The sequence below is a fragment of the Acinetobacter sp. ANC_7588 genome (assembly GCF_056783995.1).
On record NZ_JBWYIU010000001.1, the window covers coordinates 407167 to 419349 of the forward strand.

Below are 12183 nucleotides of genomic sequence, written 5' to 3' on the forward strand. Positions count from 1 at the left end.
AGTCTTAAGTCGTTTGCTCTAAAACTTTTTTGAACAAATCTTTTTGTTCTTGGCTTGGCTTCGCTGTTTGTAAAGCCATCAATTGAGACATATCGCCTTGAACTTTGATTTTACCAGTCATAAATGCTTGCATAGCAGCAGCCATGTCAAACTCTAAGAATACTTTGCGTAAAGTATCCGCATCTAAGTTTAAAGTTGTTTTAGCATTCGCAGAAGCGCCTTTTTGGATCTTACCGCTATCAAGCGCTAATTCAGTCGTTCCTTCGCTACCTGTTACTACAAGATTCAATGCTAGATTTGCTAATGATGGTGGTAAGTTCAAATCACCAGCTTCAGCTGTAAGTTTCTCAACGTTTGCAAACCAATCATCAGTTAAAAATGCAGGCATGTTCTTTCCTCGATGTATTTATTCAATTTATTGCGTTACCTATCCAAGATAACAACATGTAGAAGCTTTACGCTTGAGAGAGTTATAGCATGATATTTTCCAAATGCGATACGTTTTTTTGTACTCGGCGTTCGATTTTTTTTGTAAATAAAACTATTCGTCTAAATATCATCAAATCTTTATTTTTTCACAAGTTTGTCAATGATTTTTTGTATCGGTACTACGACCTAAAGTGACAAAAAACATCATTTTGTAAATCGACTCAACACCTTCATTAAAATGTAAAAATCTAAGAAATAAAAAAAGCACTTCGAAAAGTGCTTTTTAAATTAAGACGAGTTATTCAGCAGCAAAACCGAGATTGACCATGCTAATACGCTTATTTGGTGTGTCCCCTTCGGCTGTTGAACAAGTTACATCAAAATCAACTTCACGTTGTCCATCTAAGGCTTCAAAATCGAAAAGATCTCGGTCGGCCAATTGCGATGGCGAGACATTCTGTAACGCGCCAAAAATGCTGTGTAAACGTTTTGGATGAGCTTTATCCCATTCACGCAACATATCATTGATGATTGCACGCTGTAAGTTTTCCTGCGAACCGCACAAGTTACATGGAATAATTGGGAATTTGCGCATTTCAGCGTATTTGATGATGTCTTTCTCTTCAACATACGCCAAAGGACGAATCAAAATATTCTTTTTATCCGATGAAAGTAGTTTTGGTGGCATCGCCTTTAAACTACCACCATGGAATAGGTTCAAGAAGAACGTTGCCATAATATCATCACGATGATGACCTAAGGCAACTTTGGTCGCGCCAATTTCTTGAGCAAAACCATATAAAGAACCACGGCGCAAGCGTGAGCACACTGCACAATAGGTTTTACCTTCAGGTGTAAGCTTTTTGGTAATGCTATATGTATCTTTTTCTAAGATGTAGTACGGAATGTTATTTTCTTCTAAATAACGGGGTAATACATCCTCAGGGAACCCTGGTTGTTTCTGATCAAGATTCACAGCCACAACATCAAAATTGATTGGTGCTATGCGTTTAAACTGCAGGAGAATGTCCAGCATGGTATAGCTATCTTTACCACCTGAAATACATACCATGACCTTATCGCCATCCTCAATCATTTTGTAGTCACGGATTGCATGACCTACTTGACGACGAAGTTTTTTTAATAAACGATAATATGCAGAACTTGTAGGTGGCTCTGGCTTAAAATTAAATCCTTGGTTGGATTCAACTGGCGAGTACATAGACGACATTAACCATAAAAAAAATACTGCGCAATTTTAGCCGATTCAGTGCTTAATCGCATCTAAAGAATCTGTTTTTTACATCTAATTTTTATTTTTTCATAACACTGTCTTATTCACACATCTAAAATGGACGCTTGGGTTCATTTTTTAGTCGAATTGCTTATCTTTTGGACTTTTCCACAGTTTTCCACAAAACCTGTGGATAAAATTGTGGACTTTTTAGGGGTTGACAAAGTTTTGGCAAGATAAGATGGTGCTTTCCCTTAGATTGATCATTTTTTAACCACTATTCTATATCCTTAAAATTCAATGAGTTATATGTGTCAAGCAGTTGTTTATAAATAAAAATAAATAATTTTTTTGGATATTAAGCCAACAATTAAGACTTGATTTTTTTACAACGAATTGTTAAAAAACATTACATAGTTGAGAGACATCTCCATTGCAGAAAATCACCCACATATCATTTAGGGACAAAAATAGTGTTCGAATGATGAAAACTACAAATAAAATAAAAGTCATAGCGTTATTTGGGTGTGTGAATTTTCTAATATTCTCGCCACAGGCTTCTGCAGGTCAAACAATCTATCAGCTGAAAGATTCAAACGGCACTACCGTACTGACCAACCGCAAAAACAAATACAACCATCTTAAAGTTGAAAAGAAAACCTACTATCCAGATAGCAATATTCATAGTTACAGCAATTGGGGAAGCAACGAAGCATCTGTTCTCCCAAGCCATAGTAAAAATCGAAATGCCTTTGATGGCTATATTCGCCAAGCAGCTCAACGACACGGCATTTCTGAAGGACTCATTAAAGCGGTGATGCACACAGAGTCTGGTTTTAATATACATGCACGTTCCCCTGTTGGTGCTCAGGGTCTTATGCAATTGATGCCTGCGACTGCACAACGATTTAATGTCAATAATGCATATGATCCTGAACAAAATATTTTCGCTGGTGCAAAATATTTGGCTTGGTTATTGAAACGCTTTAATGGCAATACGCAATTGGCATTAGCGGGTTATAATGCTGGCGAAGGAAATGTTGCTAAATATGGTGGAATTCCGCCCTTTCGCGAAACTCAAGACTATGTCAGACGTGTACTCAGTCGTTACAATAATTTATACGCCAATGGTGTAGGCTCAAATCCAACCAATAGTTATTCAGCATCGGTATCTTCTAAGTTAAGTTCACCGAGCTATAACAATCAGAATTTATCAGCTCAAGTGACTGCACCAGCTAAACCAAAGTCACCTCCTCGCCAAATTATTGTGGCCGCTGATGGCAGTTTTACTGACGCACCAGCTGGTTCATATTCTACAAATAATGCCACAGCATCAGCGAAAATCTATATTTCGAATTAATATCAATTTTTTCGTTATCTTTTTTATTTTTTTCTTGAAATTTTCCCCATTCGAAAGCATATTTGAGTTAGGTTTTTTTAATTCAAAAAGCTTATTAAATTTTATTTATAAGAGGATTTTCTCGATGATGCGGATTGGTTTGTTTTTGCTGACCAACCTCGCGGTACTGGTGGTAGCTGGCATAATCTTGTCACTCTTCGGTGTCGGTAGTTACCATGGCGCGGGTGGCTTGAATCTTGGCAATTTACTTGTGATCTGTTTTGTCTTTGGTATGGTGGGTTCTTTAATCTCCCTATTCATGTCAAAGTGGATTGCAAAGAAAACCACAGGTACAGAGTTAATTGATCCCAATGCTCCACGCAACCAAGCGGAAGCATGGTTACTCAATGAAGTGGCACAACTTTCTCAACGTGCTGGTATTAAAATGCCAGAAGTTGGTATTTTCCCATCTTATCAATCAAATGCTTTCGCAACTGGTTGGAACAAAAACGATGCTTTAGTCGCTGTTTCAACAGGCTTATTGGAACGCATGAATAAAGATGAATTACGTGCAGTTTTGGCGCATGAAATTGGTCACGTTGCAAATGGTGACATGGTCACCCTTGCTTTAGTCCAAGGTGTAGTCAACGCGTTTGTGATGTTCTTCGCGCGTATCGTCGGCGACTTTGTAGATCGCAATGTATTTGGTCGTGAAGAAGGTGAAGCACCGGGCTGGAGCTATTTCCTCATTACAATCGTGTTAGATATCGTATTCGGTATTCTTGCTTCGGCAATTGTGATGTGGTTCTCTCGCTATCGTGAATATCGTGCTGATGAGGCTGGCGCGCGTTTAGCAGGTAAACAAGCCATGATCAGTGCATTACTTCGCTTGCAAGCAGAAACTGAAATGCCAGATCAAATGCCTAAAGAAATGAAAGCGTTCTCAATTTCATCAGGTCGTGAAGAAGGATTCAGCCTTGCTGCACTCTTCCAAACACACCCAACAATTGAGCAACGTGTAGCAGCATTACAACAACTTGATTGTCCTTAATCTGCTTCTAAAAAAAGCCTCCATAGGGAGGCTTTTTTAATGGACTCAATCTATAAGACTTTAAATAGATTGAAACCATTGCCATAAGAACGTGACACCAAACCATAAGGCAACACCAAAAATAATTAAAAACAGAAGACCCAGTAAATCAGGAATATGAATCCAAATCCATGCCACGACAGGATTTCGCCAGAAGGCAGAGTTCTGCTGTTTACGCTCTAAGTTTTCATGTAAAAATGGGTGTACCACATGATGGTCTGAATGAATCTGATACTCTTCACGAATATGATCATGAACCACATCTAAAGCCTTGCGACTCGGTCGAATAAACACATCAAAGAGTGTACCTGCAACAGGGATTAAACCTACTACACCATCCATCACAGCAAGTTTAAGCACGCCATTCAATTTAGATTGGGGCACACCGATTTTTCGAGCTTGTAATACTGCATAACACGTAAGTACAAATCCAGCTACGTCACCCGCCACAGGAATCGTACTCAATGCTGCATCAGCCCCTACCCCTTGTTTAGTGAATGGAATTCTTACGACGGAATCCATCATGTTTGCGAACTTGGCAAGATCGCGTTCCATTTTGATGACTTCAGCTTGGGTTAATTTATTTTTATTTGTCATTTAAGCAACATCCTGCAAAGATACTCCATCAGTCATAGCCTTAGAATAAGAGTTGTGAAGCAATAAATAAATAGACCAATACACCAGTTGCATCACATATTGAAGTGACCAAGGGCGCAGATGCGCTTGCAGGATCGAGTCCTAATTTATTGAGTACAAATGGTAAACTCATCCCGATCAGACAGCCCATCATGACAATACCCATCATACTGATCGCAAGCACTAAAGCGACCATCATATCTCCACGGATATAGCCAAGAATACAAACAGCTGCAGCCATCGTTGCACCCAAACATAGAGCAACCATCGCTTCACGACCAAGCAACATAAACCAATCCTTGGCTTTTACATCGCCAGTTGCGATTGCTCGAACCATCAAGGTTGCAGATTGGGAGCCTGCGTTACCACCACTCCCTACCAATAGCGGTAAAAAGAAAACCAAAACAATATGCGCAGCAATGATGTCTTCATAATGGGCGATCCCAATACTCGAAAGTAGGCTGCCAAAGACCAGAAATACTAGCCAAAAAACACGTTGTCTAAATAACAATAATATTGGTGCTGAACGAATACTGATATTTTCTTTAAGCTCTACCGCCCCACTTTTCAAAAAGTCTTCGGTAAATTCTTCTTGGAATACATCCATAGCATCATCATAAGTGACGATACCGAGTAGATGATCATCATGATCTAAAATGGGTAAGGCGATAAAATCATAGTGGCTTAATTTTTTTGCCACTGATTCCTGATCTTCATCCACCCGTCCGTAAATGACCTCAGTGGTCATGACTTCTTGTACCGTTTTATCCAAAGGTGCTTGCACAATTTCTCGAAGAGAAATTACACCCTCAAGTTTCTGAAATTGATTGGTAATATAGATCAGATATAAGGTTTCAGTATCTTTGGCGGAATGGCGCAAAATCTCTAAAGCTTGTTGCATTGAGATGTCTGATGGCAAAGTGACATAATCAGATGTCATGATCGCACCAGCTGTTTCCTCAGCATACAATGCCAAAGATTGAACTTGCTGCTTCGTTTCTCGATCTAGATTCGCAAAAATAAATGTTTTAATTTGATCCGGTAAAGCTTTGTACAAATCAGTTCGAGCGTCTGAATGCATTGAACGAATTAACTGGACTGTACTTTTGCCGTCCATTTTTTTAACCAACTGTACTTGATGATTGAGTGGCAAAAACTCAAATACATATGCTGCGTTTTCTAAATGGTGGATAAGTTGTATTTGTTGATCAATTTCTAATTGCTGTAAATACAAAGCCAAATCTGCAGGATTAATCGTATCCGCAATATGATCAATCTGAGCGACATCAGAATTGATCAATGCTTGTTGTAATGCTTCAATTTTATGATCTTGTTTAATTTGATCCATAATCGCTTCATTTATTATCGTTTAGAATTACGCAAGGCATGCTAACACTAATTGAAAATGTTAGTGCGTATTGATCTTGTCAAAAACTGATATTTAAAAATGGATTAAATCAACCGCAGTACCATACTCTTTATACTGCGGATACCACATTAAGTTTCAGATGCTGATTTTGATTTATATTTAAAAATATTCCGAACGATAACAAACATAAAGGGAATAAAGGCTAGAACTAAAATTGTGCCGAAAATTACCCCACCAAGGACACTGACACCAATTTCTTGACGACTGGCAGCACCCGCACCTGAAGCAAATACCAAAGGTATAACCCCTGCACCAAAAGCAAGCGAGGTCATTAAAATTGGACGTAAGCGCAAACTTGCACCTTGTAAAGCAGCAGCAATCGCGTTAGCTCCACGCTCCTGAGCCATTGCCGCAAATTCAACAATTAAGATGGCATTTTTACATGACAACCCAATCGTCGTAAGTAACGCAATTTGGAAGTAAATATCGTTTGGAAATCCGACCAACCAACTAAAAATAATATTACCGCCAATACCCAATGGAATAGCAGCAATCACAACAGAAGGTATCGACCAACTTTCATATAAGGCAGCTAAACATAGAAAGATAAAGCCAACAGAGATGAGATAAAGCCAAATGGCTTGTGTACTCGATTGTTGCTCTTGAAACGATAATCCACTCCACGCTAGCCCAACCCCGTCCAATTGATCAACCATAGACTTGATATCACGCATTGCAGCACCACTGCTCACATTTTTTGCAGTGTCTGCTTCCATTTGTAGCGCGGAATAACCTTGGAAACGAGTCACCACATCAGGGCCTCCATCCCAATCCACAGTGGCAAAATTACCAAATGAAATCATTTGATTTTGATTGTTTCGTACAGACCATAAATTGAGATCTTCAGGCTTTGAACGATACTCGGCATCACCCTGCATCATGACGCGTTTAATACGTCCGCGATCAATAAAGTCGTTCACATAGGAACCACCCCAAGCTGCAGCCAAAGTGCTGTTAATCGCAGATTGTGAAAGACCATTCGCCATCACTAACTTTTGATTGATATTCACTTTCAATTTGGCTTTATCTGGATTAGAGCGTTTGCCCAAATTTTCAAAAGTCGTGAAGTTGATTGCCTGTCGTTCTAGCGCTTGAAATTGATCTTCTAAATACTGTCGTCCTTGTCCATTTAAATCTTGCAGCCAAAACTCGATGCCGTTTGTATCGCCAAGACCACTTACAGAACCTGGCAAACTCACCATAATCCGAGCGCGACTGTCTTTTCTAAAGAACTCCATCGCTCGTTCACGAATGGATTGTGCAGAGTTTGCCTCACCTGGACGATCATCCCAATGATGTAATGCTACAAATCCTGTTCCTAAATTTTGACCCGTTCCTGAAAAATTTCGTCCATAACGAATTTGAACCAACCTAACATTCTGTTTTTCTTGTTCAAGAAAATACTCTCGAATACTTTCACCAACAAGCTGACTTTCTGTCATAGGTGCACCTTCAGGTAAACTGAATTGGACACTGATAAAACCTTGATCTTCACTTGGAATAAAGCTGGTTGGAAGCGACTTATAAAACAAAGCAAAAATCACAATTAACCCAGCAAAACTGGTTAAAACGATCCATTTTAGTGACAGGCTTTTTTCAACCCACTTTAGATAATGCAATCGTAATGATTCCATTTTTGTATTAAACCATGTCGCCCATTTTGCTTCTTGTTGTTTAGGTTTAAGAATAATCGCACACAATGCTGGTGTGAGAATTAACGCGACCAACAATGACAGTGACATGGCTGCAATCAAGGTAATTGAAAACTGACGGTATATAACTCCTGTCGATCCTGTAAAAAAAGCCATCGGAATAAATACTGCAGTTAGCACCACTGTAATTCCAATTAAAGCCCCCGTCATCTCTTGCATAGATAAGATGGACGCTTGCTTTGCAGATAGCCCCTTTTCATGCATTAAACGTTCGACATTTTCGACCACCACAATTGCATCATCTACAAGTAATCCAATCGCAAGAACTAATGCAAAAAGTGTCAATGTATTGATGGTCATTCCGAGCGCAAATAAGACGGCGAAAGTGCCCAAAATAACAATTGGAACCGTGACCGTTGGAATAAGTGTTGCGCGCCAGCTTTGTAAAAAGATAAACATGACCAACACAACCAAGATAATGGCTTCAACTAAGGTCTTTACAACTTCTTTAATGGACTCTTGAACAAACGGCGTGTTATCTCGTGGGTATACAATTTGGTAGCCTTCAGGAAGTTTTTTCTTGATGTCTTCAAGGACTTCTTTAATTTTTGCAGAGGTTGCCAAAGCATTCGCACCAGATGACATTGAAACAGCCAAGCCTGCTGAAGGTGATCCATTAATGGTATTAAAAGCTTGATAATTTTCAGCACCTAACTCAATGCGTGCTACATCTTTTAAATAAATAAAACTTCCATCAGGGGTCGCTTTGACAATGATATTTTTAAATTCATCGACTGTTCTTAGTCGTGATCCAGCGGTAACTTTTGCATTAAGATACTGGTCTGCTACTGTCGGTAAATCTCCGATTCCACCTGCAGCAACTTGTGTATTTTGTGCTTCAATTGCGGCACGAATATCACTAGGCATCAACTGATATTGTTTCAATAAGTTCGGATCTAGCCAAATACGCATGGCATATTGAGAACCAAAGACATCAACCTCACCAACACCTTCTACACGCGCAATTTCTGGTTCAATGTGATCAGCCAAATAATCTGACAACGCAATATTATTACTTTGGTTCGTAGTGTCATATAACCCCACCACCATAAAGGTGTCACCTAAGGATTTATAGACATTGACCCCTTGACGCTGCACGTCTTCAGGCAAACGATTGATCACCCCATTAATGCTATTTTGAACTTGGACTTGTGCTGTGTCTGGATCAGTTCCGTTTTCAAAACTTAAACTAATTCTACTATTCCCAGATGCATTACTGGTAGAGCTAAAATAAAGTAAGTTATCAATTCCTTTAATTTGTTGTTCTATGACCTGTGTGACACTTTCCTCAACTGTTTCGGCATCAGCTCCTGTGTAAGTTGCTGATACAGTAATTCTTGGCGGAGCAATATCAGGATAGCGTTCTACCGGTAAGCTCATCACCGCAAATATACCAATTGCCATGACAATGATCGCAAGTACGCCAGCAAAAATAGGTCGTTCAATAAAGAACTTAGATAACATAGTCGTAAAGCCGTCAAAAGAATTCTAGAAAGTGTTTTCATTAAAATATATAAAAATTTAATTGATATTCAGTGACTATGAATAAAAAAACAAGAACTAATAACAGAAACGATCAACATTGATTGAATTAAGAAGAGAATATGAAGCCCTCACCTATGAACCGCTTATCTGATCCTTCAAAAAAAATATGCGCAATTTCTCAAAAGTAAAAAACTTCTAAAATTACGCAACATTAATGCCATCACCCCCCTCCCAATTTGAGGATAGTCATATTCAATTTTTTAAAACTATATTCGAGGTACAAAAATACGAATGATTTGGGGGAAATGATGAAAAAAGCTCTTCTAACACTGGCGCTCAGTACCTGTTTAGCAGCTTGTGGTGGTTCGGATAAATCCGCAAAAAATGATGATCAGATTAAAATAGGAATACTGACTGACAGCCCAGTAGCAGGTGCGACGTATATCGTAAATGGCAATAATTACAATGCGAAGAAAACCAATGCAAATGGGGAATTTGAATATCAAGATGGAGATGTCATTACATTTAAAATTGGTGATATCGAAATTGGTACTGTACAAGGTTTAGCTCGTGTGACACCAAATGAACTCGTGGATGAAGATTTAAATGCAGATGAACGTAACAAGAGAATTATCAATCTACTGATTTTTTTACAATCACTGGATATCGATGAGGATAAAGAGACCATACAAATCCCTGATGATGTTTCAACTCTCTCGCCTTCAGCGATTGATTTCAGCAACACGACAAGTGATTTTAGAGAGCGACTTCAAGCTCAAATTATCAATATTCCTGAAATTGCCTCCAATACAGTAGTCAGTGAAGAGCAAGCTAAAGAACATTTTAGCAGCTCACTGCTCAAAGACATTCAAGGCGTATGGTATGCAAAAAACAATGAGTCTGAAATTGTGTTATTTATTGGAGAGAATGGCGAATATATGCTTGGTGAACCAATCCCAAGTGAGCCCAATAGTTCTTCAAATGGCATGGAATACGCCAAGATTAATCTAGATGCTTCGAGTGGTAGCTTTTATACTTCTTCCATAAATAGTACTACGCCTGTGATTGACACAAATGAAGATTGGGGACTTCTCGATGATGGGGAATCACGTTCATTAAGGCTATCTTTTAATGGTTCTAAACTCAAAATTTTTGATGATGATAATCTTGATGAAAGTGCAGAATTTACGCGAGTTCCTCGAAATAATAGTGGAATTGTAGGCGCATGGCAGTCCTCAAGTGGTAAACAAATTTTCGTATTTAATTCTAATAACACTTTCATTATGGTAGATGCTATTGGCGATGATCAACCAGATTCATATGATGGACCTTGTGGTGGCCCTGGTATTGAGTATGGTCGTTATCAATTACGCGACAACAAGCTCTTTGTTACCACGCCCCTCAGCATTGATACAAATGGTTGTGCTGGATTATCCGATACAGACGCGCATTTAGGCTTACCATTACAAATTTCTACTCAAAGTTTAAGCTTTACCGTAGCAGATGAAGGCACATTTACACTGACCAGAATGAATTAATTTTATCCCCCTTCAACATCTTCGTTAAAGGGGGATTATTCAATATGCTGAAAAGCATCAATAAATTCGATCAAAATCCGCATCATTTCAGCTTGTGAGGAGCATCCTAGCTTCTGATAAATCGTTTTCAGATATGTCCGCAGTGAACTCAGCGTAATCCCACATTTCAAAGCAATATTATCAAGATGCTGATCGTCCATAAAATGCTGACAAATTTCAATTTCTCGAGCTGTCAGTTGGAATGTTGATTTCAGTAATATTTTAGACAAGCGTTTTCGATCCTGCATTTTTGATAAGAATAATGCAACTTGATTATTGTCTAAGATCATTGAATCTGACAGCACCTTAAGTGGTGAGACTGTGATGAAGTAAGCTGATTGATGTCGATCGCTATATAACTGCATTGCACCCCCAACTTCTTCTTGATCATGCCTCTCTAATGAATAACGCTCATTCTTTTTGAATGTGCTCTGCACCAATTTTTTTAATTGAGTATTATAAGGCTCGATTATTTTTAATCTGTTATGCAAATCTATTTCAATCATACTCGTATCATTCAAACAATCCTTCGCATACTGATTCACAAATCTAACTTCTAAATCAGATTGAACAATGAGTACACCCACATTCAACTTATCTAAAATTTCGGTGTAATTACTTCTATCATGTTGAAGAAACTTAATTTGTCGATGAATTTGAATCGCTCTTCTAAAGTGTTTTGCGAGTCTTTCTAAACTTTGTAATTCAGCAGTATCATAAGCAGCTTCATCTGATGGTCGATGTACCGCAAGCACGCCCCATTTATATTTTCCATACTCTAACAATACCCCACTGAGATAACAGATGTTTGAAGGAACTAAACAATATTCATAAAAGTTCTTCAAATCCTCATTATCTGTTTCAGCATATGATCGACAATCAATTTGATAGGCATGCTCTAATCCATAGGTATTCATTAACTCACCATGAATACGCATGTCTACGACATCTAAGTTATACGTTTGATAATTTTGAATTCCATCAATCGGGATATTAATGGTGTAAATAAAATTTTGTTCGGGCCGAAGCTGATCCAAGTAAGTAAAGATCGCCGTTGAACTCTGTGTAAATTCCACGACCTGTTTTAAAACATTTTCCCAGTGATGTGGCTTTAAGGCAGCCTCATAAATTTCTTCTATGATTTGATTTTCTTGAACAGTTAACATCATCACCCCCAATCATGGTGTTAATGTTCCTTTAGATTAGCGCTCTACGAGGCTTTTATTCAATATTTACAATAGTATTCAAATAT

The 12183-nt window shown here is 38.5% G+C and carries 9 protein-coding genes; 3 read left to right on the forward strand and 6 right to left on the reverse strand.

The annotated features are described in order from the left end of the window. Window positions 1-4 precede the first annotated feature (4 nt). Together AC1M9J_RS01975 and ttcA are read right to left on the reverse strand one after the other, a co-directional pair. The gene (locus AC1M9J_RS01975; RefSeq protein WP_092765941.1) at window positions 5-388 is read right to left on the reverse strand and encodes an SCP2 sterol-binding domain-containing protein; all 384 of its coding nucleotides are present in this window, start codon (window positions 386-388) and stop codon (window positions 5-7) included. A gap of 339 nt (window positions 389-727) precedes the next feature. Continuing rightward, window positions 728-1651, reverse strand: coding sequence for a tRNA 2-thiocytidine(32) synthetase TtcA (ttcA, locus tag AC1M9J_RS01980; RefSeq protein WP_035266955.1), 924 nt, complete (start codon window positions 1649-1651; stop codon window positions 728-730). A 514-nt stretch (window positions 1652-2165) separates the two neighbouring features. Between ttcA and AC1M9J_RS01985 the strand changes: the two genes are divergently transcribed. Then, window positions 2166-3023 carry a lytic transglycosylase domain-containing protein gene (locus AC1M9J_RS01985; RefSeq protein ID WP_481610736.1) on the forward strand — a complete coding sequence of 286 codons (858 nt, stop codon included), beginning with the start codon at window positions 2166-2168 and terminating at the stop codon, window positions 3021-3023. 124 nt (window positions 3024-3147) lie between these two features. Continuing rightward, a complete protein-coding gene (htpX, locus tag AC1M9J_RS01990; protein ID WP_035266954.1) occupies window positions 3148-4053 on the forward strand; it encodes a protease HtpX in 906 nt (301 codons plus the stop codon). Window positions 4054-4113: 60 nt separating this feature from the next. On the opposite strand, the gene AC1M9J_RS01995 is transcribed toward htpX, so the two are convergent. The 3 genes from AC1M9J_RS01995 to AC1M9J_RS02005 form a co-directional block, all read right to left on the reverse strand. Then, entirely contained in the window at window positions 4114-4689 is a 576-nt protein-coding gene (locus AC1M9J_RS01995) for a DUF4112 domain-containing protein (RefSeq protein WP_035266953.1), read from the reverse strand. Between the two features lie 40 nt (window positions 4690-4729). Continuing rightward, a complete protein-coding gene (gene mgtE / locus AC1M9J_RS02000; RefSeq protein WP_481951781.1) occupies window positions 4730-6067 on the reverse strand; it encodes a magnesium transporter in 1338 nt (445 codons plus the stop codon). 158 nt (window positions 6068-6225) lie between these two features. Further along, complete coding sequence (locus tag AC1M9J_RS02005) at window positions 6226-9333, reverse strand: multidrug efflux RND transporter permease subunit (RefSeq protein ID WP_481951765.1); 3108 nt, start codon at window positions 9331-9333, stop codon at window positions 6226-6228. A gap of 329 nt (window positions 9334-9662) precedes the next feature. Between AC1M9J_RS02005 and AC1M9J_RS02010 the strand changes: the two genes are divergently transcribed. After that, on the forward strand, window positions 9663-10892 hold the full coding sequence (locus AC1M9J_RS02010; protein ID WP_481951766.1) for a hypothetical protein: 1230 nt from the start codon (window positions 9663-9665) through the stop codon (window positions 10890-10892). 35 nt (window positions 10893-10927) lie between these two features. Here the strand turns inward: AC1M9J_RS02010 and AC1M9J_RS02015 are convergent, their stop codons facing one another. Then, the gene (locus AC1M9J_RS02015; protein WP_481595645.1) at window positions 10928-12097 is read right to left on the reverse strand and encodes a LuxR C-terminal-related transcriptional regulator; all 1170 of its coding nucleotides are present in this window, start codon (window positions 12095-12097) and stop codon (window positions 10928-10930) included. Between the last annotated feature and the right edge of the window lie 86 nt (window positions 12098-12183).

Coding starts and splice junctions, on each gene's coding strand:
- ttcA (WP_035266955.1), bottom strand. CDS start 1,651: ATGTACTCGCCAGTTGAATCCAACCAAGGATTTAATTTTAAGCCAGAG.
- AC1M9J_RS02005 (WP_481951765.1), bottom strand. CDS start 9,333: ATGTTATCTAAGTTCTTTATTGAACGACCTATTTTTGCTGGCGTACTT.
- AC1M9J_RS01975 (WP_092765941.1), bottom strand. CDS start 388: ATGCCTGCATTTTTAACTGATGATTGGTTTGCAAACGTTGAGAAACTT.
- AC1M9J_RS02015 (WP_481595645.1), bottom strand. CDS start 12,097: ATGTTAACTGTTCAAGAAAATCAAATCATAGAAGAAATTTATGAGGCT.
- AC1M9J_RS02010 (WP_481951766.1), top strand. CDS start 9,663: ATGAAAAAAGCTCTTCTAACACTGGCGCTCAGTACCTGTTTAGCAGCT.
- htpX (WP_035266954.1), top strand. CDS start 3,148: ATGATGCGGATTGGTTTGTTTTTGCTGACCAACCTCGCGGTACTGGTG.
- AC1M9J_RS01995 (WP_035266953.1), bottom strand. CDS start 4,689: ATGACAAATAAAAATAAATTAACCCAAGCTGAAGTCATCAAAATGGAA.